This window comes from Aminobacter niigataensis, from assembly GCF_946995915.1.
Lineage (GTDB): Bacteria > Pseudomonadota > Alphaproteobacteria > Rhizobiales > Rhizobiaceae > Aminobacter > Aminobacter niigataensis.
In genome coordinates, this window is sequence record NZ_OX341517.1 from 2,996,403 (window position 1) to 3,023,233 (window position 26,831).

Genomic DNA, 26,831 nt, shown 5'->3' on the forward strand with positions numbered 1-26,831 from the left:
ATGTGGTCGACTGAGCTAACAACGGGAGGAACTTGTGATGAAGCACTTGATCAGATTGTCACTGGGCGCCGCGATCGCAACTGCTGCGATGGCTGGTGGCACGTTCGCGCAGATGCACGGCCCCTTGATGTTCCAAGGGCACGAGATGATGTCGGCCGACGACATGACCAAGATGATTGACAGGATGCACAATGCGAAGACCGAAGCGGAATGTGGCGCGATCCGCGCCGAGCATCAGCAGCTGATGCAGAAACGGGCAGAGGAAATGGGGATCAAGCTCCCGAAGGAACACAAATGGGAAAACATGCCGCTCGGATGTGGTCCTGGCATGATGGGCGGCAGCGAGGTCCCCGGTACCCAAAACAATGATTCAACGGCGAAGTGAGCCTGTCGCATTCGCATTTCGTCGCCGTGGAGGGCGGCCAGAGCCGGAGGAACGCCGTGTACGAACCGCTGCTCCGGAAATCGTTGCTTGCAATTGCTGTCGCCGGCTTGGCGGCTGGGCTTGCCGGCGTGTTGGGAGTCCAGCTTCCGCTTCCATCTGAAAGTGTATGGGCGCTGGCCACCTTGCCGGTAATCGCGGCGCTAGCAGTGTCCATCTTCCGCGATGTATTTGCTGGTCGCCTTGGCGTTGACGCGATCGCATTGCTTTCGATGACAGCGGCACTGTTGTTCGACGAAGCCTTGGCCGCTGTTGTCGTGGCGATCATGTATACGGGCGGCAACGTGCTCGAGGACTATGCACGGGGGCGCGCCGAGCGTGATCTGAAGGCGCTGACTGATAGGTCACCCCGGATTGCGCATCGCAGGTCCGGGGAACGTTTTGAGAGCATTCCGGTCGAACAGGTCTCAGTCGACGACGAGCTCATGGTACGAGCTGGTGAGGTGCTGCCCGTCGATGGTGTGCTGCTCGACGACGCCAGAATTGACGAGTCTGCGATAACCGGTGAGCCGTTCCCAATGGTCTGCAAGCGCGGCGATGCGTTGCGCAGCGGGACAGTAAATGCAGGTGAGATGTTTCACATGCGTGCGTCCGCGCTGGCAGGCCAAAGTACCTATGCCGGCATCGTAAGAATGGTCGAGGCGGCTCAGACAGCCAGGGCTCCGTTCATTCGCATGGCGGATCGTTTTGCATTGATCTTGCTACCGCTGACACTGATGGTGGCGGCCCTTGCCTGGTACGCCTCGAGCGATCCCATCCGGGCACTTGCGGTTCTTGTGGTTGCGACACCTTGTCCGCTCATCCTGGCTGCACCGATCGCATTTATTGCCGGGGTATCACGTGCGGCTCGGCACGGCATTTTGATGAAAGGAAGCACCGCCCTGGAGGCTCTCGCCAAAGCCCGGACGGCAGTTTTCGACAAGACTGGCACGCTGACATACGGCGGAGCTCAACTCGTGGAGATGGAAGTCGCACCGGGACGTGACAGCGACGAGCTTTTCGGGTTGTTGGCCTCTTTGGAACAGGCCTCCCATCACGTCCTGGCCGATGCAATCGTTGCTCTCGCCAAAAACAAGGGCCTCAACCTGTTTCGGCCTGAACGGGTTGTCGAGTATCGCGGATCGGGCCTCAAGGGGATTGTGTGTGGTGTGAGTGTATCCGCAGGCTCTCAATCGCTCATCCTTGCCGGCCGTGACTTGCCTGCATGGGCTGAAAGGATCGTCGCCCGCTACAAAGGCCAGCCAGCGTTGGCCGTCTATGTCGCAGTCGACGAGCGGCTGGTTGCCATCCTTGTCCTGGGAGATGGGCTGCGTGCCGACGCGGTCGACGCCTTGTCACGGCTCAGGCGCGCGGGGATCACCCGCAGCCTGATGCTTACGGGGGATGATGCCGAGACCGCCAATCGGATCGGTGGGACACTCGGTTTTGACCGGATCGTTGCGGATGCGTCGCCGGCCGACAAGGTTGGGCTTATCAAAGCAGAAGCCCTTGCGGCGCCGACAATGATGGTTGGCGATGGCATCAATGATGCCCCGGCGTTGGCCACCGCGACGGTGGGTATTGCGATGGGCGCCCGAGGTGCCACTGCTTCATCCGAAGCCGCTGACGTCATCGTGTTGACCGATCACTTGGGGCCTGTCGCTGATGCTGTTGCAATTGCACATCGGACAACGACCATCGCAAAGCAGAGCATAGTTGTGGGGCTGGCACTATCTGGCGCGGCGATGATCGCGGCAGCATTCGGCTTGATCACACCTGTCGCAGGCGCTCTTCTGCAAGAGGGAATTGATGTGGCAGTAATCCTGAATGCGCTGCGCGCCCTTGGTGGCGACCAAATTCTAAAGGCGAGGTACGGGTAGATTTGCAGGCGGAGCCGGTCGGAATGTGCCCGGTCCAGTGACCAAGCCGTTGACAAGACGATGGCCCAATGGCCACTCAAGCGCTTGTCCGTTTCAGTGTACTGAGGAGCGCATAGATGATGGACGAGATCATTGCCCGTCTCGGCCTTGCGCTCGCTATCGGCCTTCTGGTTGGCCTTGAACGAGGTTGGCAGGAAAGAAACGCACCAGATCGAAGCCGGACCGCGGGCATTCGCACTTTCGGAATCTCGGGACTGTTGGGCGGTGTCATCGCAGCCCTAGCCCAGGCATTCAACACGCCATCAGTGCTTGTTGCAGGTTTCCTCGGGTTTACTGTGGTCCTTGCTTGGTACAAGGCGCGCGAGGCAGTTCACGATGAAGATTTCAGCGTCACGGGAGTAGTTGCTGGGCTGGCAGTTTTTGCACTCGGGGCGCTGGCGGTGGCTGGTGACTATCGTGCCGCGGCAGCGGGCGGCGCCGCATTGGCAGCGGTGCTGGCCAGTCGCGAATTGCTGCATGGTCTTCTGCGGCGGCTGACTTGGGTGGAACTCCGTTCGGCTCTTATCCTTGCGGTCATGACGACGGTCGTTCTGCCCCTATTGCCGGATAGGACAGTTGATCCTTGGGGTGGGTTCAATCCGCGCGAGGTCTGGATCTTCACTGTCTTGATCGCTGCGATCTCATACGCGGGTTATGTCGCGGTGCGCGTGTTCGGTCCGACGCGGGGACTGTTGGTAAGTGCAGTGACTGGAGCGGTTGTTTCGTCCACCGCTGTCACTGTCGCGCTGGCGCGTTCGGCCACCGCTGTCAGCGGTGTGTCGTCGCTTGCAGGAGCAGCTTGCCTTGCGGCCCTGGTTTCGATCGTTCGCGTGATGGTTATCGTGCTTATGTTGGAGCCAGCTGTTGCAGTAGGTGCGGCACCAGTGGCGCTCACTGCAGCTTCGGTTTTCGCGGTTGGCGGGCTGTTCCTTCTGTCGCGAGTTGGCGACCGTAAGGTCGCCGAAGCCCCCATGCGCAATCCCTTCGAACTTGGTCCTTTGCTTGTATTTGCCGCCTTTTTCGCTGTTGCCTCGGTGGCAAGTGCCTTGCTCGCCGGCTTCGTCGGCAGCACTGGTGTGCTCGCGGTCTCGGTCGTTTCAGCGCTTTTCGATGTCGATATCGCGGTCCTGAGTGCGCTTCGCCTGGCTAAGGACGTTGCTTCCACCCAGGTCGCCACGCTGGCGGTACTGCTCGCACTTGCAGTGAACGCGATTGGGCGTCTCGGATTGGCGATGATTTCCGGCCCGTTTCGGTTTTCGGCGCCCCTGCTTGTAGTGACCGCCATCGCGTTCGTATTCGGTATCGCCAGCCTGAAGTTGGGGGCTGCGTTCTAGCAGGATTGCAACAGTCGATTTGACGCCGATCAAGGCCATTTGCATGCCATAGGCTATTTCAGGGCAAAGAAAGGACTTTGCCATGACGTCTTTGAAAGATCTCACGCCCAATTTTCGCAACGTTCGGCTGCTGCTCGCACGCGAAAAGGGTCATCCCGGTGGAGAACAGGACGTCGGCTACGACCTGCTGATCCCTCTGGATGGTGAAAGCCGGATCGATGCTGCCGACTGGAAGAAACACCAAACGGTCTGCCGCGTCAGAAAATTCAGCGCAGATATGGAGGACCGCATCGGATTGCTCAGGCGCAAGCCGGGGGGACAATGGTTTTTTGACTTTTCCGAAGGCGACAAGGATGACGAGATCGGATTTCGCCTGGGAGAGGAACGGTTCGCTGTTGGCGAATATGTCTCTGTCGGCCCCAAGGGGGCAATGCACACCTATCAGATCGCGAGGGTGGAGCGACCCTGAGTGCAAGAGCCAAGCGTCCCTGAGGTCAAACCCGCACCGTAGGGGATGGAAGATGCCTGCGCAGCCGGGGTGAGGTGACGGCAGGATGAATCCACAAGTTGAGGCATTTTGGTCTAGGCCATTGGCGGAGGTCATGGCCGCGCTGGATACACAGCCCAATGGCTTGAGTTCGGCACAGGCGAGCCGACGCCGCAAGATTTATGGCCCGAATGCTATCGAAGGGCGTTCGGCGGGCGAGGCGGCACGATTACTGCTGCGGCAACTCCGAAGCCCCTTGGTACTCATACTCATGTTCGCAGCGACAATCTCCTTTGTGATGGGAGAGAGGCAGGAAGCACTCATCATCTGCTTGATCCTATTGGCGAGCTGCGGCCTGGGATTTACGCAGGAGTATGGGGCGTCAAAGGCTGTCGCGGCGCTAAAGCGCCAACTCCTGCGCAAAGTCATGATGTTGCGCGATGGGATCGAGACCGAAGTTGCCGTTGATGAAGTCGTCCCTGGCGACATTCTGAAGCTTTCTGCCGGGGATCTCGTTGCTGCGGACGGGCTCATTGTCGAGGCGCGCGATTTCAATGTCAGCGAGGCAGTTCTCACCGGCGAATCCTTTCCGGTCGTGAAATCGCCGGGTGTTGTGGCGGCGGATAGCCCAATCGGTGGGCGGACGAACTCAGTTTTCACCGGGACTTCCGTTCGAAGTGGCACAGCAATTGTCCTTGCCGTGGCGACGGGGCGGGGGACTGAATTCGCTGGCATTGCCGATGCTGTCGAAAAACAGATTGATGAAAGCGGGTTCGCCAAGGGGATACGACGTTTTGGCTACCTGATGACCGAGGTGATGCTGGCGATCGTTATCGTGGTCTTCGTCGTCAACCTTTTACTCGACAGGCCGCTTACAGAATCCCTGCTGTTTTCGCTTGCGCTCGCTGTAGGCCTCACCCCTGAATTATTGCCGGCCATCATCAGCGTGACGCTCGCTCGCGGAGCGGCAGCCATGGCGAAAAGCGGGGTCATCGTGCGTCGGCTGGAGGCGATAGAGAACCTTGGCAGCATGGACGTGCTGTGTACCGACAAGACGGGCACACTCACCGAAGGCGCTATTAAGCTTGATCGGTGGACGGATGCAAAAGGACGCCCGTCCGAACAGGTACTTGCTTGGGCTGGGTTGAACGCCTCGCTCCAAACCGGGATCAAGAATCCTCTCGACGAAGCGATCGTGGCGGCCATTCCAGAACGGCAGCTTCAAGACGGCGAGTGGTTGAAGGTTGATGAACTGCCCTACGATTTCATCCGCAAGCGACTGTCGGTCGTCGTCCGTGTTGCAGATAACAAAGCGCTGATGATCTGCAAGGGTGCGGTCAGGACAGTGTTGGACGTAAGCGCCTCAGTCATCGATGGCAAAAGAACTCTTCCCCTCAGTGCTGAGCGCAAGCGCAAAATTGATCAGACTGTCCAACGATGGAGCGAACAGGGCTTCCGCGTGCTTGCTCTGGCGCTCCGCGAAGTCGAACCCGGCGATAAGGTTACCCGCGATGATGAAACCGGGTTAACGCTTGCAGGCTTCTTGTTGTTTTTCGACCCGCCCAAAGAGGGCGTGGCAGGCACGTTGAGAGACCTCGCCAAGCGCGGCGTGTCGGTCAAGATGATCTCGGGCGACGACAGGCATGTCGCAAAGCATCTTGCCAAGGCAATCGGTCTATCAGCCGACGCCGTCATGACGGGAAGCGAATTGATGCATTTGACGAAGGACGCCTTGTTCGCGCGCGTTACTGAAATCGACATCTTCGCCGAGATTGACCCCAACCAGAAGGAACACATCGTCGAGGCCCTGAAACGGCGTGGAAAGATAGTCGGCTACCTCGGAGACGGCATCAACGATGCGCCGGCGCTGCACCAGGCAGATGTCGGCATTTCAGTAGAGCACGCCGTCGATGTGGCGCGCGAGGCGGCTGATATCATCTTGCTCAAGCGAGACCTGGGCGTTCTCATGTTGGGGATCGACGATGGTCGAAAGACTTTTGCTAATACCATGAAATATATCGCAATTACGACGAGCGCGAATTTTGGCAATATGACCAGCATGGCAATTGCCTCGCTTTTCCTTCCCTTTCTGCCACTTCTGGCCAAACAAATTCTGCTTAACAATTTCCTGTCCGACCTCCCGGCGCTGGCAATCGCGACCGACCATGTCGATATCGAGGAGACGCGGCGCCCGCGGAGATGGGACATTGGCTTCATCCGCCGATTCATGGTTCGCTTTGGCTTGGCCAGCTCGTTTTTCGATGCGGTCACTTTTGCGTTTCTCTTGTTTGTCGTCGACGCCTCACCGTCGGCCTTTCAGACGGGATGGTTCACGGAATCACTGCTTACTGAACTGGCCATTGTGTTGGTGATCCGAACGCACAAGCCTGCCTGGAGAAGCCGCCCAAGCCGCACGCTGACGATGCTTACCATCGCTGTCGGAGTGGTGGCTGTCGCGTTGCCCTACTTGCCAATTGCAGCTTGGTTCGGCTTCGAACCGCTGCCGTTGCCAGTGCTCGGTGGTCTGCTCTGCATTACCGCTGCCTATGCGGTCACCTCCGAATGGCTGAAGATGCGCTTCTTTGCCGCCTCCGATCGCCCCAACACCGATCATCGTTGGCCGACCAGGCGGGCACCCCTTGGCCGCAGCAGCGTGCGATCGGCGCGTATGTCCAACGATATGTGAGCCCCGTGTCGCGCCGTATCCTCATTATCACAGGTCATCCGGACCCTGCTCCGGATCGGTTCTGCCGCGCGCTGGCGGCAGCCTATGCTGCCGGTGCAGAGCGCGCGGGGCATCAAGTCCGAAAGATCGATCTCGCCACCATGGATTTCCCGCTATTGCGGAGCGCCGATGAATTCGAACATGGACCTGTTCCAGCAATGCTGAGGGAGGCCGTCGAGGCGATAGTCTGGTCCGAACACCTGGTATTCGTGTTCCCGCTGTGGCTCGGTACAATGCCCGCGCTGCTCAAGGGGTTTCTCGAACAAGTCATGCGACCAGGAGTGGCATTCGACTATCCGGACAAGGAGGGATCGCTGACCAAGTCCCTGCTACGTGGCCGCTCGGCCCGGATCGTGGTGACGATGGGCATGCCCGCCATGTTTTATCGGCTTTGGTTTCTCAACCACGGAATCGCGAGCATGCGTCGGGGCATCCTTAATTTCGTCGGGATCAAACCCGTTCGCGAGACGCTTTTTGGCCCGGTCGGCGGGCACAATCCTTCGCGGCGGTCAAAGTGGATACGCCAGATGGAAAGGCTGGGCGAGCGAGCTCTTTGACCTGCAGTCAAGGCACTAGGACGGCTGCTCCACTGATCCGCCCCGCTCGCAGATCGTCCAGGGCATCGTTGGCCCGATGTAAGGGGTAAACCGTGGTCTGAGTTTGAACGTTCGCTTTCGTGGCAATTGAAAAAAATTCATTGCCGTCACTGCGGGGCGCCCTGCCAAGCTGGCTATCCGCGGCCAGTTGCTATGGCCCTTCGACGCGCTGCGATGTAACATCAAGCGCAACGTGTGACCACCCGATCACGAATTGGACCCCAGCCATGGCAGCGTTGAGACCAGGTCGTGGTTGAAGCCGCAAGCTTGAAGCCACTGCGCAGCTACGTTTTCCCGCTCCGTTACCATGGGAAGGCGTCCTATCTTCTTGCCGTGGCAGTGGTCGGCGCCGCCCTGCTCCTTCGTTTGGGGCTACAGGGTGCCCTTGCAGATCGCGCGATCTTTACGTTGTTCGTTCCGGCGATCCTCGCCGCCTCCATAGCCGGCGGTATCGGGCCTGGGCTTCTGGCCGTCGTCATGTCGTTGTCTGCAGTTTTCTACATTGGCGGCCTTCAGCTTACGGGCGATACCGATGTTCTCGTTTTCGTCGTGTTTGCGCTGGTCGGGCTGGCGATTGTGGGGATGGGCGACCTCCTGCATCGCGCCTGGAGTGCCGTTGAGGAGACAAAACGCACGCTCGATGAGCGCGAAGCCCACTTGAGATCAATCTTGGACACAGTGCTCGATGCAACCATCGTCATTGAGAAGGACGGCACAATAGTTTCCTTCAACGCGGCAGCCGTCCGGCAATTCGGCTATCAGGAGGAAGAAGTCAGGGGTCAAAACGTGCGGATGCTCATGCCGGAACCTTATAGAGGCGGTCATGATGGCTACATCCAGCGCTATCTGACCACTGGCGAGAAACGCATCATCGGTATCGACCGTGTCGTCGTTGGCCGCCGCAAGGACGGTTCGACGTTTCCTATGAAACTTGCTGTCGGCGAGATGAAGTCTGGTAGCAAGACCTATTTTACCGGGTTTGTCCGCGATTTGACCGAGCGTGAGGAGTCTGCGACGCGATTGCAGGAAATCCAGGACGAATTGGCCAGACTCTCCCGGCTCAACGAGCTTGGGGAGATGGCTTCGACCCTTGCGCATGAACTCAATCAACCTTTGTCGGTGATTGCAAACTACGCCCAAGGATCCATACGCATGCTGCGCGAAAGTCCGCAGAAGGCAGCATCCTACTTGCCAGAAGCTCTCGAGGAGATCTCGACGCAATCGCTTCGGGCGGGCGAGATCATCCGTCATCTCCGCGAATTCGTGATGCGCGGCGAGACAGAAAAGGCCCCCCAGGACATCCGAAAGCTTGTCGAGGAAGCTGGAGCGCTAGCCCTTATGGGGTCGAGAGAACGCGGCGTTCGATCTGTTTTCGACTTTGCGCCTGGTGCGGGCATGGTGATTGTCGATGCGGTCCAGATTCAGCAGGTTCTTACAAATCTCATGCGCAACGCCATGGAGGCAATGCGCGACAGCGAGGTACGTCTTCTCACTGTGCGAACATTTCTTGGAGAGCCAGGTGAAGTCGCTGTTGAGGTGTCCGACACAGGGCCAGGAATTCCCGATGAAGTCGCAGCCCGTCTGTTCAAACCCTTTGTCACCACCAAGCCAAGCGGCATGGGCATCGGTCTGTCGATTGCCAAGCGCATCGTCGAAGCCCATGCTGGCATCATAAGCATGAGAAGAAACGCCCACGGGGGCGTGACTTTCCGATTTACGTTGCCTGCTTATGAAGAGGGGGGGGGCGATGGACAAGGGTGACTACGTCGTTCATGTCGTCGACGACGAGGAACCTGTCAGAAGGTCATTGGTGTTCTTGCTGACAATGGCTGGGTACACTGTACGACAGCATGAATCTGCAACGGCGTTCCTGGCAGTTGCCCCGGCAATCAACAATGGATGTCTGGTGACCGATCTGCGTATGCCAGACCTGGATGGGATCGAACTGCTTCAGCGCCTTCGCCAACTGCCTTCGTCCATTCCAACCATTGTAATTACTGGGCATGGGGACGTCCCGCTGGCGGTTGAAGCGATGAAGGCCGGCGCGCTCGATTTTATCGAGAAACCATTCAAGGAAGAAATTCTGGCCGCTGCGATTGATCGCGCGGCCGCCAGCCTTGGCAAAGTAGCAGTCCATGAAGACATTTCCGCCATTCGAGCTCGGGCCGCCTCCTTGAGCGAGCGGGAGCGTGAGGTGTTTTCGGCCGTTGTCGCGGGGCTCCCAAACAAGACAATCGCTTACGATCTCGACATCAGCCCGCGCACGGTTGAGGTCCATCGGGCCAACGTGATGTCCAAGATGGAAGCCAAAAGCCTGCCTGACCTCGTCCGAATGGCGCTCGAGGCTGGGCTGGACTCAAATAAAGAGCATCAGACTGGATGACGTCTACGTACTCTCCCGTAGGGACATAACCGAATTTTCCAGCTGTCCGAATTGCGCGATAGATCTCTCGACACTAGCTTCCGGGAGAGCGCCATGACCCTACACAGCAGAGCAGATTTCTTGACTGGCGCCAAATTGGACGACGGGTGCCCGCTTGTTCACGCGCCCGCATTCTCATTTGGCACAGCAATGCCGTCTGCCTTTCATGCGGCCGGTTCGGAGATATTTTCGCAAGGGAGCGAAGCTCGCTCGCTCTACATCGTGAAGTTTGGGTGCGTACGAACATACCGCCTGCTGGCAGACGGTCGTCGCCAGATCTCGGCGTTCCATCTGCCAGGCGAGGTCTTCGGATTTGAAGCGGAAGACCGGCATCATTTCTTTGCCGAGGCGGTAGGGGCTACCTGCACACTTTCCATCAGGATTTCGGCAACCACGGAATTGTCGCGGGAACTTCTGCCGCTGGCATTGCGGGGGCTGGTGCGGGCACAAGAGCATCTTCTGGTGCTGGGCCGTCAAAATGCGGCGGAACGGGTCGCGGCATTTCTGGTAGATATGTTCGAGCGTCAAGGTGGTCTTGACCGGCTCGAATTACCGATGTCGCGCACTGACATCGCCGACTATCTCGGCCTCTCGCTTGAGACCGTTTCGCGTGTCTTCACCAAGCTCAGGGAGCGTGGGATCATTCGTTTGTTGTCCCTGCGTACAGTCGAGATTGCGAAATGGCGGTCGCTCGCAGAGATGTGCGAATAGCGCAAGTCGCGGATTTGCATTGTCTGGCCTCGTATCACGCGCCTTGTTGTTATGCTGATCGGTCGGGCGTTTCCTGACCCGCGATGAGCTGTTGGAGCCGGTCAAGAAACGGTCTCAGGCCGGCGATGATCTTGAGTTGCGCGCCGGGCATTGCAAACCACTCAGCGCGATCCGCCTCTGGGAAGTATTGCTTTGTCCCACCACGTGGTGGCCATTCCACCTCGAAGAGATTGCTCCGCAACTCGGCGGGTTCGAAATCTCCTTGCAGGGCGAAGGCTGTCACCATCTTCCCACTAGGCTGGCGCAGCGTACCGAGTGGAATAAGCTCACCTGTAGGCTGGCAGCCTGTCTCTTCGAGGAATTCTCGCCTGGCGGCTGCATCGGGCTCCTCGCCGTCGGCATATTCGCCCTTGGGTATTGACCAAGCCCCAAGATCGCGCTTGCTCCAAAATGGCCCGCCAGGATGGATCAGGAGTACCTGCAGCTCCACCGCAGTGCGCCTAAACATCAGGATGCCCGCGCTTTTCTTCGTCATGCCGACGCTTGCCAATCGAGCTGACACTGCTGACGATATCGATCTCATATTTGATCCCGGTCAAGGTTTTCCACGGGATATCGGCGAAGCTGGGCTGTTAATTGGACTGCCTGTTTCGCACGCTTCACGGAGCATCAAGGAAATGATCCCACGTCTACGATTCCATGGAGCGGCCCATGCAGTGACTGGTTCGTGCTATGAGCTCGAAGTTGGAAGTGGTCGAATCCTGATCGATTGCGGGTTGTTTCAAGGGTCGAAGTCCGAACGAGAACTCAACTATGGCGATTTTCCCTTCGATCCAGCCAAGATCGACGCCGTGGTGCTGACGCATGCTCACATCGACCACAGCGGCCTGCTTCCCAAACTCATGAAGCACGGCTTTTCCGGCCCTATCCACGCTACGCGCGCGACAATCGATCTCTGTTCGGTGATGCTGCCGGACTGTGCGCATATCCAGGAGATGGAAGTCGAGCATTTGAACAGGCGCAACGCCCAGCGCGGCCGTGCCGCCGTGGCGCCGATCTACAGCACGGACGATGCCGCGAAGTGCATGACGCTGTTCCATGCAAGAGAGTACGGAGTATGGTTCAAGGTCGCGACTGGTATTCGGGTCCGGTTCTGGAATGCTGGCCATTTGCTGGGTTCAGCATCGGTTGAGATCGAAGTCGAGGATGCGGCTGCGGCAAGGCCGCTCAAGCTCTTGTTTTCTGGAGACATTGGCCCCGCTCACAAGCTTTTGCAGCCCGATCCGGAAGCTCCGGCCGATGTCGATTATCTGATCTGTGAATCCACCTATGGAGACCGCGAGCGAGGCGAAATCACCCCTGACAGGCGCCGATCATTGCTGCTGCACGAGGTGCGTGGCGCGCTCGAGGCAAATGGGCCGCTGATCATCCCGTCATTTGCAGTCGAACGGACCCAAGAGCTGCTTGTCGACCTGTTTTACCTGATGCGCGAAGGAGCTATTCCCAAAGCTGACATCTTCGTGGATTCGCCGCTTGCCACGCGCGCCAGCACGATTTTCGAGCGGCACGCCGACGAGATTCAGGAAGGCGACGTGTTGAGACAGGCCCTCAACTCGCGCGAAGTGCGCTTCACGGAAACCGTGGAGCAAAGCAAGGCAATCAACCGCCTGAGGGGCTTTTATGTCGTGATCGCCGCTAGCGGCATGTGTGACGCCGGACGTATCCGCCATCATCTCAAGGCCAACATATGGCGCAGGAATGCGACCGTCATGCTTGCCGGATTTCAGGCACAAGGAACCCTAGGGCGAATCCTCGTCGACGGTGCCGATCGGATTCGCATCCAGGGGGAGGAATTCCAGGTGAAGGCTCGGATACGGCAACTGGATTTGTATTCAGGACACGCTGATGCAAGAGAGCTCGATAACTGGGTGCGTCAACGCCTGCCGATCCACAAGGGCGTGTTCCTGACCCATGGCGAGGCGTCTGGCTTGTCGGGATTGAAGTCGCGTGTGTCCGCCTTTGTTTCTGCAGACCGAATTATCTTGCCGGAACTTGATGATGCCTTTGATCTGGGACCGGTGGGTGCGCACCAGGTCGATCTCAATGAGCCGAAGCGACTGCTGCCGGGGAAAGTGGCACGCCTGGATTGGCACAACGATCTTTCGCAGTTGCTGTTGGATGTGAGCGAGGCGGTAAGCCAGCAAGCCGACGAGCGCGGACGTGCCGCAGTAATTCGACGTCTTCGGCACGCGCTGAGCTCACCTAAGCAGAACTAGGCGGAAGCTGCTTCCGATCGTCCAGCTGCGTTCTCCAGCGCCAAGTGGACCTGTCTGGCAATTGCCATCTCCTCATTGGTGGCAATCACCCGAACTTCCACTTTGCTTTCGGTATCGCTGAGCACGTCATGGCTCTTTGACAGATCAAGCTTAACGCCCAGCCAGTCGAGGCGACGGCAGATCGCGTTGCGTACCTCCGCGGCATGCTCGCCAATCCCTCCGGTGAACACCAAAAGCTCGATTCCTCCAAGCGTGCTGGCCAACGCAGCGATGGCGCGTGATACGCTGAAGACAAACAAGTCAATCGCCGCTGCGGCCTGCGGATCGCTGCTTGCAAGCAGAACGCGCATGTCCGCCGAAATTCCGGACACTCCGAGCAGGCCCGAGCGGCGGTAAAGCAGGTTCTCCACTTCGTCGATTGATAGACCGCAGGCTTTCTGCAGATAGAGAATAATGCCCGGATCGACGGCACCCGAGCGGGTGGCCATCATCACGCCGTCGAGCGCGGTGAATCCCATGGTCGTATCCTGGCTTTTGCCGTCGACCATCGCACACAGGCTGCAGCCGCTGCCCAGATGCGCTACCACCGTCTTTTTCGCGGGCAGATCGGGTGAAATTCGTCCCAACTGATGGGCAATGAACTCGTAAGACAGGCCGTGAAAGCCGTAGCGCTTTAACCCCATCTCTTCATATTCGCGCGGAATGGCATAGCGGCTGACAGGTGGAGCAAGCGTGCTGTGAAAAGCTGTGTCGAAACAGCCGATCTGCACCAGCCCAGGCCGCAACTCCGACAGCGCCTTGACCGGACCCAGGCTTGCGGGCTGATGCAGGGGCGCGATGGGCGTGAGTTCCTCGAGCGCCTCGACAACCTCGTTCGTCAGATGAACGGGCGAAATGAAACGACTGCCGCCGTGCACGATCCGATGCCCGACCGCAACAATTTGCTCGCTGCCGAGCCGCGTGTCGAGAAAGTTCAAAAGCTGCTGCAACAACGCGCCGGTTGACTGGCCCGGAAGGCGCAACGGCGTTTCGGCAAGAAGGCGTCCCGCAGCATCTTGCGCCGAAAAGTGCGGCGTGTCGGCCAGACCGTCAAAGAGGCCCCGCATCAGCGGCTCAACCTTGCGTTTCGTCGCAGCTTTGAACACGCCGAACTTGAGGCTGGACGAGCCGGCGTTGAGAGCCAGAACGATCATGCTTTCTGATCCTTGTCCCACCACGCGACGGTCGCTTGCAGATCCGACTTGCCTGCGCTAGTGCCGCCACGCCCAGTCCCGCACCTCGGGCATGTCTTCCCCGTGCTCGCGCACGAACCGCCAATGTTCGGCCAGCTTGTCCTCGAAGCTGCGGCGAGTTTTCGCCGCATCGGGCCCCGGATTGCCGATCCTGTCAATTGCCTCGATAGCGAGGTGATAGCGGTCCAGCTCGTTGAGCACCGCCATGTCGAAGGGCGTGGTGGTCGTACCTTCCTCCTTGAAACCACGAACGTGGAAATTGTCGTGGTTGTTGCGCCGATAGGTGAGCCGGTGGATGAGGTAGGGATAGCCATGATAGGCAAAGATCACCGGCCTGTCGCGCGTGAACAAGGCGTCGAATGCGTTGTCGGTCAAACCGTGCGGATGCTGGCTGTCCGGCTGCAACGTCATCAGGTCGACGACGTTGACGACGCGGATCCGCAACTGGGGAAGGGCGCTCCGCAGCAGGTCCACCGCTGCAAGCGTTTCCAGCGTCGGCACGTCTCCTGCGCAGGCCATGACCACATCGGGTTCGCCATCACCTCGCTCCGTGCCTGCCCATTGCCAAATGCCGGCACCGGTCTCGCAATGGGCAATCGCGTCGGTGATGTTCAGCCATTGCAGTTGCGGCTGCTTGCCGGCAACGATCACGTTGACGCGGTTATATGTGCGCAGGCAGTGATCCGCGACCCACAGCAGCGTGTTCGCATCCGGGGGCAGATAGATGCGCACGATGTCGGCTTTCTTGTTGGCGACCAGATCGACGAAGCCCGGATCCTGATGACTGAAGCCGTTATGATCCTGCCGCCACACATGCGAGGTCAAAAGGTAATTCAGCGAGGCGACCGGCCGCCGCCAAGCCAGCTCGCGCGAAACTTTGAGCCATTTGGCGTGCTGGTTGAACATCGAGTCAACGATGTGGATGAACGCTTCGTAGCAGGAAAAAAAGCCGTGCCTACCGGTCAGCAGATAGCCCTCCAGCCAGCCCTGGCAAAGGTTCTCGCTGAGCACTTCCATCACCCGGCCGTCATGGGCTAGGTGTTCGTCGTAAGGCTCGATGCCTTCCATCCAGACGCGGTCGGTGACCGCAAAGACGTCATCGAGACGGTTGGAGGCGGTTTCATCCGGGCCCATCAGCCTGAAATTGCGCGCCTCGGCATTCAGCGTCATTACCTGTCGGAGCAGACGCCCCATGGCACGCGTAGCTTCCGACTTGATGGCGCCCGGGGCCGTGACCTCAACCGCAAGCGAACGAAAGTCCGGAAGCACGAGGTCACGCCTGAGCAATCCGCCATTGGCGTGTGGGTTGGCGCCCATCCGGCGCTTGCCTTTTGGCGCCAGCGCTTGCAGTTCTGCACACAGCCGACCTTGTTTGTCGAAAAGTTCTTCGGGTCGGTAGCTGCGCATCCACTCCTCGAGCAGTTTGAGGTGACCTGGCTCGTTTCGCGGATCGGAGATTGGCACCTGGTGCGCGCGCCAGAAGCCCTCGACTTTCTTGCCATCCACCTCCTTGGGGCCGGTCCAGCCCTTGGGGCTACGTAACACGATCATTGGCCATTGCGGTCGGTCGGTATTGCCCGCGCTGCGTGCCTTGCTCTGGATCTCGGTGATCCGCTTGAGCGCGAAATCGAGCGTTTCCGCCATCTGCCTGTGCATCTCTTCGGGTTCGTCGCCTTCGACGAAAAGAGGCTCGTGGCCGTAGCCGCGGAGAAGGCTTTCCAGTTCCGCCTTCTCTATCCGCGCCAGGATGGTCGGGTTGGCGATCTTGTAGCCATTGAGGTGCAGGATCGGCAGCACGGCGCCGTCATGCGCGGGGTTCAGGAACTTGTTCGAATGCCACGAAGCCGCCAGCGTGCCGGTTTCGGCCTCCCCGTCGCCGATGACGCAGGCGACGACGAGATCGGGATTGTCGAAAGCAGCACCGTAAGCGTGGACGAGCGCATAACCGAGCTCGCCGCCCTCATGAATGGAGCCGGGCGTCTCGGGGGCTGCGTGGCTGGGAATACCGCCGGGAAAGGAGAACTGGCGGAAAAGCTTGCGCACGCCGTCGAGATCGCTGCTGATCTCTGGATAGATCTCGCTGTAGCTGCCCTCGAGATAGGTATTGGCGACCATGCCTGGCCCACCGTGACCGGGACCGCAGACATAGATCATGTCCAGGTCGCGCATCCGGATAAGCCGATTTAGATGGGCATAGATGAAGTTGAGGCCGGGTGTTGTACCCCAGTGACCGAGCAGCCTGGCCTTGACATGCTCGGGCTTCAGCGGCTCGCGCAGCAAAGGATTGTCGAGAAGGTAGATCTGGCCGACCGAAAGATAATTCGCTGCCTGCCAGTAGCGGTGGAGCAGCGCAATTTCCCCATCCTCGATGGCGTGCGCCCGATCGTTGTCGTCAAGCCTTCCCATGCGCATTTCCTTCCACGGTCATCAGAAACTTGGCAATCACTAAGGAAGAATAGGTCGCTCCCCGCCTTGAGCCAGGTCAAAGAGCGTCCTTGGAATCCTACTCGACAGGGAGGCACCTTCACATTTCTTTACACTTCCCCGTCACTCGAGAAACGTTGGCCCTCCAGTCTGGCGTTATCGCGGCAGCAAGTGCCGCCTAACCAAGGAAGCGATCATGGACAACGACAAGCAGAATATGCAGACCTCATCGGCTCCGAACACCGCAACTGGGTCGCGTGGCTGGGGACGGCGCATCGTTATCGGCGGCCTTGCTGCCGCAGCAGTTGCCGGCATTGGACTTGCTGTGGCCAACAGTGGCGAGTTCGGAGATGGGCACGGAATGCTGCATTTTGGCCAGGGGCACCAGATGATGGGTGCTTCGATGGGCCGAGGTGGCTTCTCGGAGCGCCGGATGGAGCATATGATGGAAGATATCGATGCCACACCGGAACAGTCGAAGAAGCTAAGGGAACTCTTCGGTTCTGCCCGAAATGAGATCGCTCCGATGCTCGACGACTTCAGCGACACGCGCAACGCCGCAGCCGACATTCTGGGCGCGCCGACTATCGACCGGTCTGCAATCGAAACGTTGCGCAGTGAGCGCGTTGCCGCGATCGATGCCGCCTCGAGGAAAATGACGGCCACTCTTGTCGATGCAGCAGAAATCCTGACGCCAGAACAAAGGGCAAAGATGTTGGAGCGTTTCAAGGCGCGCGGAGATCACGGCCGGTGGTAGGATTTCAACTGCAAGGTTGAAATCCGGAGAGTCCCGACCATGGCGGAACAGGTGCTGATCATCGATGACGACACACGCCTGTCCGCCATGATTGCGGACTATCTCTCGGGAAATGGCTACGCTGTCCACACCGCTGCAACCGGGCATGCCGGCCTCGCCGATGTGCAACGGCGTTCGCCAGACGCGGTAATTCTCGACGTCATGCTGCCCGACCTGGACGGCTTCGAGGCCTGCCGCCGCATGCGAGCTGTATCTGACGTGGCCATTCTTATGCTCACGGCGAAAGGGGACGAGACGGACCGGATTATCGGGCTGGAGTTGGGCGCAGACGACTACTTGCCAAAGCCGTTTAATCCGCGCGAACTGCTTGCACGACTCAAGGCTATACTGCGGCGGCGCCGTGGCGGCGATCTGGCCGCATCACGCATGCTTCGGTCCGGGCGGCTTGAGATAGATCCCGGTTCTCGTTCAGTCCGTATCGATGGCCGCGATTGTCCGATGACCAGCTATCAATTCGATCTTCTCGTTACATTGGCGGAGAATGCCGGTCGTGTGCTGTCGCGCGAGCAACTGATGGACCTTGTCAAAGGCGAGGAACTCGAAGCGTTCGATCGCTCGATCGATGTGCATATTTCTCGGATCAGGGCGGCAATCGAGGATAATCCCAAACACCCGCGTCGCATCGTTACCGTGCGCGGCGTCGGCTATGTTTTCGCTCGCTTTCAGGACGATCAGAAATAAGTCGGGGCGAAATTGTGGTGCGCAACAGCCTTTTCCTCAAGGTCTACCTCACGCTGCTGGCGAGCTTGGCCGTAGTCGCATTCACGAGTGCGTTTTTTGTCCGGCTGGGGCAGGACGAGCTGGACCGGGGATGGGGCGGCCGGCGCGACAAATTCATCGCCACAATGTTACCAGTGACCGACGATCCGGCTATGCTCAAGATCACGCTTGACCGGCTTGCGGACGCCTTCGCAGCCGACTTGGCGCTATACAACCCGCATGACCAATTGATTGCTAGTGCCGGAGAACCGTTCAAACTCGACGCGCCCGGCTCGCGTCAGTCACATGATGGTAAACGGCCGTTTGTAATTCGACTGGCGGATGGACGTTCGATACAGGCCCGCATGCCCTTGGGGCCGGGTGGACGAAACCCACTTGGCTATCTGGCAGTCATAGCTGGTGTCATCGGCCTTGCAGCTTATCCTGTGGTTCGCCTTCTGACGCGGCGGTTGGAGCGTCTGCGCCGTGGCGTGGAAATTTGGGGGGCTGGCGAGCTTGGAACTCGGGTTGCGACGAGTGGCAGCGATGAAGTCGCAGCAGTCGCGCGGAGTTTTAACATTGCGGCCGATCGCATCGAACGTCTAGTCGACGCGCATCGATCCCTGCTCGCAAATGCCAGCCATGAACTGCGTTCGCCGTTGGCAAGGCTTCGCATGGCCATAGATCTCTACGAGCGTTCGGCCGATCAGGCAACGAAGCGAGAGATCGTGCAAAGCCTCTCGGAACTCGACAGTCTGGTCGAGGAAATCCTGTTGGCCAGCCGGCTCGACCATGTCCAAAAACTGGACCATGTGGAAGCCGTCGACATGCTTGCACTTACAGCCGAAGAAGGTGCTCGCAACGACGTTGCGGTCACCGGCTCGACCGCCATAATCTCGGGCGATGTGCGATTGCTGAGGCGCCTGGTTCGCAACTTGATGCAGAATGGGTTGTGCCATGGGGCTCCGCCGGTGATCGCCGAGGTCGCGACCGATGGGGCAATCGTGCGCCTGTGCGTCAAAGACCACGGCGAGGGCATTCCAGACGGCGAGGGCACACGGGTCTTCGAACCGTTCTACCGTCCGACGGGACGAAGCGAGAGCAAGGGCGGTTGGGGGCTTGGACTATCCTTGGTCCGCCAGATCGCTACTCACCACCGAGGGTCTGTACGCTATGAAAGGGTGCCGGAGGGTGGGGCGTGTTTCATCGTGGAATTCCCGGCGTCGAGCGTGGCGCAGCCAGTAGCAAGACCAACATCGACGAGCGGTTGATCCGTCCTGTCAGCCCAGATCTTCCAGTGCTTAGCGCATCAACTGGGATGTCATTACCGCGCTTGTGTGTGCCGATCAGGACCGCAGGCTTTTTCGCCACAACGGCTTGATGGCCTCCAGAACGAGCAACACGATAATCCCAGCGGCCAGTGTCACGGCAAGGTCGTCTAGATGCAGAGCGCCGAACGCAAACAGCGCGCTGAGCCATGGCCATAAGAGGCTGGCCGCAAGTATTGCGCTGACCCCCAGAAGGATCCACCCCAGGGAAGGATTGTGCCCGCGAAACGCCGTAATGAGAGACGCGCTGAAGGAGCGATTAACAAGAATGAGGCTGATGATGGAAACCACAAGTGAAAAGAAAGTTAGCGCACGCACTTCGTCTTCCGGCATGCCTCGATCGAGAGCCACCAGATAAATGGCGGCCACCAGTCCAAATGCCAACGCACCCTGCATCACGCTCCAGCCGATCAGCGGCCACGAAAACAAAGACTCATTGGGCCGACGTGGCTTGCGGCGCATCACGTCACCTTCCTCCTTCTCCGCTTCGAAGACCAAGGCGCACACCGGATCGATGATCATTTCAAGGAAGGCAATGTGGATAGGCCCCATCAGGATCGGGAGACCGAACACAAGCGGCAGGAGCGCCAAACCGGCTATCGGAACATGGACGGCGAAAATGAATCCCATGGCTTTGCGCAAATTGTCATAGATGCGGCGTCCGAGCCGGACGGCAACGACGATTGATCCAAAATCGTCGTTAAGAAGCACAATTGATGAGGCTTCGCGCGCGACGTCGGTGCCGCGCCCGCCCATGGCGACGCCGATATGCGCGGCCTTGAGGGACGGCGCGTCGTTCACACCGTCACCGGTCATTGCAACGATCTCGCCGTCGGCTTTCAGTGCCTGCACAATTCGCAATTTCTGTTCCGGCATGATCCGTGCGAACACGGACGCGCTGCGCACCCGGCGCGCAAACTCGGCTTCATCGAGAGATGCGAGAGCATTGCCGGTCTGCACGTCGTCGACCGCGATTCCGGCCTGAAGCGCAATGGCGCGCGCCGTCGCGGGATAATCGCCTGTTATCATGACGACCCTGATCCCGGCCGAGCGGCATTCGCGCACGGCGTCAGGGACGCCGGCGCGCAGCGGATCTGCAAGACCGGCCAGCCCTAGAAAGACGAATGGAAATTCCTTCTGCGTGCCCGGCAAATGACCGCTCTCATGGCTGGATTTCGCAACACCCAACACGCGCAATCCTTCGGTAGCCATCTCGTCCACCGATTGCCGCAAAGCATCAAGTTCGGCTTCGTCGAGGCGGCACAAACCTGCGATGGCTTCAGGCGCGCCCTTGGCCGCGACCAGGAAAGCGGGTGCAGGGGTATCGGTCCGCCAGACCTGTGTCATGGCGAGAAGATCGGGGCGCAGCCCATAACTATGCGCGAGTGTCCATTTCGGCCCGGGCAGGCCGTCCGTTGCGTTCAGTCCATCGTGTGCAAGCTTATGGAGGGCCTTCTCCATCGGATCGAACGGCTCTGGTGCGCTGGCAAGCAGGGCGTACGCAGCGAGTTCCCGGAAACGACCTGGTATTGTGATCTCGCCCGTATTTCCTGTGCGGAAGGATGCGCCGTCCGGGTGCCGAAGTTCGGCGATGCTCATCCGGTTCTCGGTTAGCGTGCCGGTCTTGTCGGTGCACAGCACCGTCGCTGATCCTAACGTCTCAACGGAGCTGGCGCGGCGTGTCAGCACGCGCGCGTGGGAAAGCCGCCATGCGCCCATTGCCATGAAGACGGTCAGGACGACCGGAAATTCCTCCGGCAGCATCGCCATGCCGATAGTGATCCCTGCAAGCACGGCATCAAGCCAGCCGCCGCGTAGCGTGCCGTAAAGTGCGACCGTCGCAAGGCTGATAACGATGCCGCCCATCGCGGCTAAACGTACAATCCGCGCTGTCTGTGCTTTAAGGCGGGGAGGCTCGGTTTCAAGCGTATGGAGCGCCTGGCCAATCTTTCCGATTTCGCTGCGCGGTCCGGTGGCGATCACTTCGGCGATGCCACTGCCACGCACCACGAGCGACCCCGAATAAACAAAAGGCAGGTCGTCCCCACCAGGTCGAGGCGGGCTGCCTGTCTTGTCGACGGACAACGCCTTGCGTACTGGCACAGATTCCCCGGTCAGCAAGGATTCATCGACCTGCAAATCCTGCAACTGCAGGAGGGCTGCGTCGGCCGGAACACGGTCACCTTCGCCAAGTACGACCAGATCGCCACGTGCGACCTCGCGGCCTGCAACGCGAACACGCACGCCGTTCCTGACCACGATCGCGCGCGGACTGGTGAGATCTCTTAACGCTTCCATCACGCGCTCGGTACGCGCTTGCTGAACGAAGCTGATCAGCACCGACAGGGCCGCAAAGGCAAGCAGGATCAGCGCTTCCCTTAGATCGCCGAGCAGAAGATAGACGACGCCGCCACCAAGCAAGAGAGCGAGCATCGGCTCGCGCAGAACCTCCAACATGATGCCAAGCGTTGTCCGGCGGTCGAGGTGCGGCAGTTCATTGAAGCCTTCTGACTTCAGCCGCCCCTGTGCTTCCGCCTCGCTTAGACCGGACAACAAAGGTGTATGGTCATCGGTCATGGCATTGAATGGCCAGTGAAGCATATCGGCAAAAATGTTTCGATGCCGACCAAGAAATGGTTCATCCGCACTGTCATTGTCGGTCCGGCTCTATCCACGTGCCGCGCATGCCCTTTACGATCTCCGGCGCATCTTCAAGTCTGCCGATCGCGGCCGGCTTTCCGGTTGCTTCCGAAAACTCAATTGCGGCTGTCACTTTCGGCCGCATCGAGCCGGCCGGAAAGTCTGCCACGGAAATGTCCGAGCTGCGCAGATGGCCAAGCGGACGGGCAATGGGAGTGCCCCAGTCGAGATATATGGCGTCGACGTCGGTCAGCATGAGCAACATGTCGGCTTCGAGGTTGCGCGCCAGAAGCGAGCTGGCGAGGTCCTTGTCGATGACCGCCTCGATGCCTGCGATGGCGCCGTTCTCCTGCTCGATCACGGGTATGCCTCCGCCACCGGCACAGATGACGACAACACCGTGTTCGACCAGGAAGCTGAGAACCTTGGCCTCCAGGATCGCCAGTGGTTTTGGCGACGGCACGACGCGACGCCATCTGTCGTTGTCCGGCGCGATTCGCCAGCCGCGCTCAGCGGAGAGTCTGCGCGCGGTCGCCTCGTCGTATGTAGGGCCGATTGGCTTAGTCGGGTTCGCGAAGGCCGGATCATGCGGATCGACCCTGACCTGCGTCAGCAGCGTCGCAAAGAGCTGATCCTTCATCACGTTGCCGAGCTCTTGCTGCAGGACGTAGCCGACCATGCCGGCGCTCTCCGCATCGAGAACGTCCAATGGGAAGGGGGCGTCGGAGGATGCGGTGGCCTGCAACGCGAGCAACCCAACCTGTGGTCCGTTGCCATGCGTGATCACCAGGGTGTGTCCGGCCTCGACGAGTTCGGTCAGCGCGGAGGCGGCCCTCCGGATGTTGGCGCGCTGGTTTTCGGCTGTCATCGGCTCGCCGCGACGCAGCAGCGCATTCCCACCTAAGGCGACGACGATGCGCATATCAGTTGCCGAGGGTCGCGACGAGTATTGCCTTGATCGTGTGCATACGGTTCTCGGCCTGGTCGAAGACGATGGAGGCTTCCGATTCGAAGACCTCGTCGGTAACCTCCATGCAGTCGATGCCGTAGTCTCGGGCAACGCGCGCACCGACCTCGGTGCTGTCGTCGTGAAAGGCCGGCAGGCAATGCATGAATTTCGTGTAAGAATTCCCGGTCGCCTGCATCAGCGCGCGGGTGACGCGGTAGGGGGTGAGCAGCGCGATGCGCTCCGCCCAGCCGCTCTCATCCTCACCCATGGAAAGCCAAACGTCGGTGTAGACAAAGTCGGTGCCCTCGACGCATTTTTCTACGTCTACATCCAGCCGAAACTGGCCACCATTACGCTCGGCTAATTCGCGTACATGCGCGCAGAATTGTTCGTCCGGCCAGAGTGCCTTGGGAGAGGCTATGCGTATATCCATACCTACTTTGGCGGCTCCGATCGCCAGTGATTTGGCAACATTGTCGCGGCCCTCGCCGACGAAGGTGACTGTCACATCTGACAGGTGCTTGTGGGTGAACTCGCGCATGGTCATGAAGTCTGCGAGGATTTGGGTCGGATGATCCTCGTTGGTCAGGCCGTTGTAGACCGGCACGCCGGCATACGTGGCGAGCTGCTCGACTTGATGCTGGCCAAAGCCGCGATATTCGATCGCATCGTACATGCGGCCCAGTACGCGCGCGGTGTCCTTCATCGATTCTTTGTGGCCGATATGGCTGCCTGACGGACCGATATAGGATACGTGCGCGCCCTGGTCGTAGGCAGCGACCTCGAACCCCGATCGGGTGCGGGTGGAATCCTTCTCGAAGATCAGCGCGATGTTCTTGCGCACCAGACGCGGCACTTCCGTACCTGCCTGCTTGGCCGCCTTGAGATCAGCAGCTAGCCTAAGCAGGTAGCGGATTTCTGGAGGCGAGAGATCGTCCAGCGTGAGCACGTTGCGGCCCAACAGATTGACAGGCATGGTCTGTGGTCCTTTCGTTTCAGATCGGATCGCGGGCGATTGGGCAAGTCATGCAGTGCCCTCCGCCGCGGCCACGGCTGAGTTCGGCGCCTTCTACGGTGATGACCTCGATCCCCGAACGCCGCAGCAGCGTGTTGGTGTAGACGTTACGATCGTAACCTATGACCACACCTGGCTCGACGGCGATGACATTATTGCCGTCATCCCACTGCTCGCGCTCCGCCTGATAGGCGTCGCCCCCGGTGCCGACGATGCGAAGCGCCTTCAGGCCAAGCGCCTCCTTCACGACGTCGGTGAAGGGCTTTTCCTCCTCGATTACGTCCACGACGGTTTTGCCTTCGCCGGGTCGCAGCGAAAAGGTTCGCAGCCGGTCGACGACTGGTGGATACATTGTGACGAGGTCGCGGTCGCAGAAGGTGAAGACCGTGTCCAGATGCATGAAAGAGCGGTCGCGCGGCATTAGCGCGGCGATGACACGTGTCGCCTCGCCGGCCGCGAACAGGCTGCGGGCCAATCCGCCGACCGCCTGCGGGGTCGTGCGCTCGCCCATGCCAACCAGGACGACGCCGCCGCCGATCGGCATCACGTCGCCGCCTTCGAGGCTGACACCTGGTCCGGGATTGTCCGGCGACACGAAGGCAAGGTCGGCTTTTTGGAAGCGGGGATGGAAGCGGTAGACGGCCTCGACATTGGCGGCTTCGGGCTTTCGCGCTGGCCAGTACATGGCATTTACCGATACCGCGCGATAGACCCAGCAGGATGAATCGCGGGTGAAGAGCTGGTTGGGCAGGGGCGGCAGCACAAAGTCCTGCGGTAGCATCGTCTTGCCCGTAAGGCCCGTCGGTTTGAAGGGTAACTCGGCGCGCGCAATGCCGCCGACGAGGATTGCGGAAAGCTCCTCAGCGGGCATTTCCTCAAGCCAACCACGCAGCTCTTCGACCATGTCGTAGCCCACGACCGAGGCGTCAATCCGGCGGTCGAGCAGCCATTTGCGGGCTTCCGGCAACGCTAAGGTTTCGGCAAGCAGTTCACCGAACAGATGCACAGTGACTCCGCGCTCGCGCAGCGCGTCGACGAAGACGTCGTGCTCTTGCCGCGCGCGCTTGACCCACAAGATGTCGTCGAACAGCAGTGCCTTACAGTTGTCGGGTGTCAGCCTGCGCAGGCTGAGGTCCGGCCGGTGCACGATGACCTCGCGCAGCCGTCCGGTTTCGGAATGAACGCCGAGAGCGGTCATGGCGAGGGTCCTTTCGTTGCGGGGGTTTAGAGCGCGCTGACCGCGCCGATCCACATCTGCCAGGCGGCGTATAGGCCGATGGCGACGAGTGCTGCCGCGAGCACGGCCTCCACCGGTTGGAAGACACGCTCCCCGTTCTCGCGCCGCGCCCAGATGTAGAAAGCTATGCCCGGCGCGTAGAGAACAGCGCACATGAACAGGTACGAAAGCCCCGCTGCGTAGACGAGCCATAGTCCGTAGACCGTTGCAACCAGCCCGATGATCAGTGCTACGATACGGTTTTCCCCCGCACCGTAGCTTTCCCCGGTTATCGCGAGCTTCGCGGCGTAGGCGCCGGAGAAGATGTAAGGCACGAGAATGGCAGCAGAGGCGATGTAGAAAAGCGCCTGGTATGTGCTTTGCGCGAAGAGCGTGATGATCAGAAAAGCCTGCACAAGGAGATTGGTAATGAGAAGCGCGGTCGACGGCACACCGCGTTCGTTTTCATAGCCGAAGTACTTCGGCATGGTGCCATCTCGGCCGGCCATGTGCGGGATCTCGGCCGCCAGCAGCGTCCAACTCAGGAACGCGCCGATGACGGAGACGACAAGCGCCAGGTTGATGAGGATCGCGCCCCACGGGCCAACGATGGCCTCCAGAACACCGGCCATGGACGGATTCTTTAGTGCGGCGAGTTCCGGCTGACTCATGATGCCGAGCGACAGCAGCGAAACCAACGCGTAAAGCGCCAAGCAGGTAAGGAAACCGAACACCGTGGCAGTGGCGATGTCCTTGCGCCGTTCGGCACGGGCCGAAAAGACGCTGGCGCCCTCGATGCCGATAAACACCCAAAGCGTGACGAGCATGGTGCTTTTTACCTGGTCCATGATCGAGCCGAGGTTGGCGTTGCCGAGCCCGGTGAAGTCGAGCGACCAGACATCGACCTTGAATGCGACAGCAACAACTCCGATGAACAGCACGATCGGTGCGATCTTTGCTACGGTGACGATCAGATTTACTATCGCCGCTTGCCGTACGCCGGCCATGACGAGCAGATGGATAGCCCATAGCAGTACCGAGGCACCGAGAACGGCTTGCCAGGTGTTGCCGTCGCCAAAAGACGGGAAGAAGTAAGACAACGCGCTGAATACGATGACGGCATAGGATACGTTGCCGATCCAGGCGCTGATCCAGTAGCCCCAGGCACTGTTGAAGCCGATGAAGGGGCCGAAGCCGGCCTTGGCGTAAGCATAAGGGCCTGCATCCAGATCCGGCTTTCGTGTGGCGAGCGACTGATAGACGAAGACCAGAGCCAGCATTCCCACCGCAGTAATGCCCCAACCAATGATAACGGCCAAGGGGCCGGCACCGGCAGCCATGTTTTGCGGCAGGCTGAACACGCCGGAGCCGACCATCGAGCCGATGACGAGCGCCGTGAGCGCACCGAGGCGTAACCTGTTGCCTGACACGGTCGGAATAGTTCTGGCGGCGGACGTCGAAATCTCGGTAGTGGCCATGGTGTGTCTCCCAAGGTTAAGTCCATCTTCTTGGGTAATCTTGGGCCGTTGGGGCGTCCTCTGCTTTGACGCGCGTCAACAATCTGCGCCTCTGACCTGAAAATTGGCGCTGCCATCCACGACTCGAAATGGTTGTCTCTGC

Annotated in this window: 21 protein-coding genes; 13 read left to right on the forward strand and 8 right to left on the reverse strand. The window is 59.6% G+C overall.

What is annotated here, in order from left to right:
- Positions 1 to 37: 37 nt before the first annotated feature.
- The 9 genes from O1Y97_RS14605 to O1Y97_RS14650 all read left to right on the forward strand — a co-directional run bounded on the left by O1Y97_RS14605 (position 38) and on the right by O1Y97_RS14650 (position 10,615).
- The gene (locus tag O1Y97_RS14605; protein WP_055977408.1) at positions 38 to 385 is read left to right on the forward strand and encodes a hypothetical protein; all 348 of its coding nucleotides are present in this window, start codon (positions 38 to 40) and stop codon (positions 383 to 385) included.
- Between the two features lie 56 nt (positions 386 to 441).
- Complete coding sequence (locus O1Y97_RS14610) at positions 442 to 2,301, forward strand: heavy metal translocating P-type ATPase (RefSeq protein ID WP_055977747.1); 1,860 nt, start codon at positions 442 to 444, stop codon at positions 2,299 to 2,301.
- A 119-nt stretch (positions 2,302 to 2,420) separates the two neighbouring features.
- Positions 2,421 to 3,674 (forward strand): MgtC/SapB family protein, encoded by a 1,254-nt coding sequence (locus tag O1Y97_RS14615; protein ID WP_055977744.1) that lies wholly within the window; start codon positions 2,421 to 2,423, stop codon positions 3,672 to 3,674.
- Positions 3,675 to 3,756: 82 nt separating this feature from the next.
- A complete protein-coding gene (locus O1Y97_RS14620) occupies positions 3,757 to 4,143 on the forward strand; it encodes a hypothetical protein (RefSeq protein ID WP_055977406.1) in 387 nt (128 codons plus the stop codon).
- 85 nt (positions 4,144 to 4,228) lie between these two features.
- Positions 4,229 to 6,847, forward strand: a complete 2,619-nt coding sequence (gene mgtA, locus O1Y97_RS14625; protein WP_055977403.1) for a magnesium-translocating P-type ATPase — start codon at positions 4,229 to 4,231, stop codon at positions 6,845 to 6,847.
- Positions 6,848 to 6,852: 5 nt separating this feature from the next.
- Entirely contained in the window at positions 6,853 to 7,443 is a 591-nt protein-coding gene (locus O1Y97_RS14630) for an NAD(P)H-dependent oxidoreductase (RefSeq protein WP_055977740.1), read from the forward strand.
- A 288-nt stretch (positions 7,444 to 7,731) separates the two neighbouring features.
- Positions 7,732 to 9,243: a PAS domain S-box protein gene (locus O1Y97_RS14640; RefSeq protein WP_318761487.1), complete on the forward strand. Its 1,512-nt coding sequence runs from the start codon at positions 7,732 to 7,734 to the stop codon at positions 9,241 to 9,243.
- Complete coding sequence (gene fixJ / locus O1Y97_RS14645; protein WP_318761488.1) at positions 9,230 to 9,865, forward strand: response regulator FixJ; 636 nt, start codon at positions 9,230 to 9,232, stop codon at positions 9,863 to 9,865. The genes O1Y97_RS14640 and fixJ overlap by 14 nt, the downstream gene beginning before the upstream one ends.
- A 93-nt stretch (positions 9,866 to 9,958) precedes the next feature.
- Positions 9,959 to 10,615 (forward strand): helix-turn-helix domain-containing protein, encoded by a 657-nt coding sequence (locus tag O1Y97_RS14650; RefSeq protein WP_318761489.1) that lies wholly within the window; start codon positions 9,959 to 9,961, stop codon positions 10,613 to 10,615.
- Positions 10,616 to 10,664: 49 nt separating this feature from the next.
- On the opposite strand, the gene O1Y97_RS14655 is transcribed toward O1Y97_RS14650, so the two are convergent.
- Positions 10,665 to 11,150, reverse strand: coding sequence for an NUDIX domain-containing protein (locus O1Y97_RS14655; RefSeq protein WP_318761490.1), 486 nt, complete (start codon positions 11,148 to 11,150; stop codon positions 10,665 to 10,667).
- 142 nt (positions 11,151 to 11,292) lie between these two features.
- Between O1Y97_RS14655 and O1Y97_RS14660 the strand changes: the two genes are divergently transcribed.
- Positions 11,293 to 12,891, forward strand: coding sequence for an MBL fold metallo-hydrolase (locus tag O1Y97_RS14660; protein WP_318764217.1), 1,599 nt, complete (start codon positions 11,293 to 11,295; stop codon positions 12,889 to 12,891).
- Here O1Y97_RS14660 and O1Y97_RS14665 read toward each other — a convergent pair.
- Both O1Y97_RS14665 and O1Y97_RS14670 read right to left on the reverse strand, forming a co-directional pair.
- Positions 12,888 to 14,084 carry an acetate/propionate family kinase gene (locus tag O1Y97_RS14665; RefSeq protein WP_318761491.1) on the reverse strand — a complete coding sequence of 399 codons (1,197 nt, stop codon included), beginning with the start codon at positions 14,082 to 14,084 and terminating at the stop codon, positions 12,888 to 12,890. The two genes, O1Y97_RS14660 and O1Y97_RS14665, sit on opposite strands and share 4 nt — an antisense overlap.
- 57 nt (positions 14,085 to 14,141) lie before the next feature.
- Positions 14,142 to 16,529 carry a phosphoketolase family protein gene (locus tag O1Y97_RS14670; RefSeq protein ID WP_318761492.1) on the reverse strand — a complete coding sequence of 796 codons (2,388 nt, stop codon included), beginning with the start codon at positions 16,527 to 16,529 and terminating at the stop codon, positions 14,142 to 14,144.
- A gap of 214 nt (positions 16,530 to 16,743) precedes the next feature.
- On the opposite strand from O1Y97_RS14670, the gene O1Y97_RS14675 reads away from it, so the two are divergent.
- From O1Y97_RS14675 to O1Y97_RS14685, 3 genes are read left to right on the forward strand one after another with little or no spacing between them, the layout of a single operon-like run.
- Positions 16,744 to 17,304: a Spy/CpxP family protein refolding chaperone gene (locus tag O1Y97_RS14675; RefSeq protein ID WP_318761493.1), complete on the forward strand. Its 561-nt coding sequence runs from the start codon at positions 16,744 to 16,746 to the stop codon at positions 17,302 to 17,304.
- Between the two features lie 39 nt (positions 17,305 to 17,343).
- The gene (locus tag O1Y97_RS14680) at positions 17,344 to 18,045 is read left to right on the forward strand and encodes a response regulator (RefSeq protein WP_318761494.1); all 702 of its coding nucleotides are present in this window, start codon (positions 17,344 to 17,346) and stop codon (positions 18,043 to 18,045) included.
- Between the two features lie 17 nt (positions 18,046 to 18,062).
- A complete protein-coding gene (locus O1Y97_RS14685) occupies positions 18,063 to 19,334 on the forward strand; it encodes a sensor histidine kinase (RefSeq protein WP_318761495.1) in 1,272 nt (423 codons plus the stop codon).
- Between the two features lie 75 nt (positions 19,335 to 19,409).
- Here the strand turns inward: O1Y97_RS14685 and O1Y97_RS14690 are convergent, their stop codons facing one another.
- From O1Y97_RS14690 to arcD, 5 genes are all read right to left on the reverse strand, one after another.
- A complete protein-coding gene (locus O1Y97_RS14690) occupies positions 19,410 to 21,968 on the reverse strand; it encodes a cation-translocating P-type ATPase (RefSeq protein ID WP_318761496.1) in 2,559 nt (852 codons plus the stop codon).
- Positions 21,969 to 22,041: 73 nt separating this feature from the next.
- A complete protein-coding gene (gene arcC / locus O1Y97_RS14695) occupies positions 22,042 to 22,953 on the reverse strand; it encodes a carbamate kinase (RefSeq protein WP_055977379.1) in 912 nt (303 codons plus the stop codon).
- 1 nt (position 22,954) lies between these two features.
- Positions 22,955 to 23,956, reverse strand: a complete 1,002-nt coding sequence (gene argF, locus O1Y97_RS14700; protein ID WP_318761497.1) for an ornithine carbamoyltransferase — start codon at positions 23,954 to 23,956, stop codon at positions 22,955 to 22,957.
- A 19-nt stretch (positions 23,957 to 23,975) separates the two neighbouring features.
- Entirely contained in the window at positions 23,976 to 25,193 is a 1,218-nt protein-coding gene (locus O1Y97_RS14705; protein ID WP_318761498.1) for an arginine deiminase, read from the reverse strand.
- Between the two features lie 26 nt (positions 25,194 to 25,219).
- On the reverse strand, positions 25,220 to 26,689 hold the full coding sequence (gene arcD / locus O1Y97_RS14710; RefSeq protein WP_055977373.1) for an arginine-ornithine antiporter: 1,470 nt from the start codon (positions 26,687 to 26,689) through the stop codon (positions 25,220 to 25,222).
- Between the last annotated feature and the right edge of the window lie 142 nt (positions 26,690 to 26,831).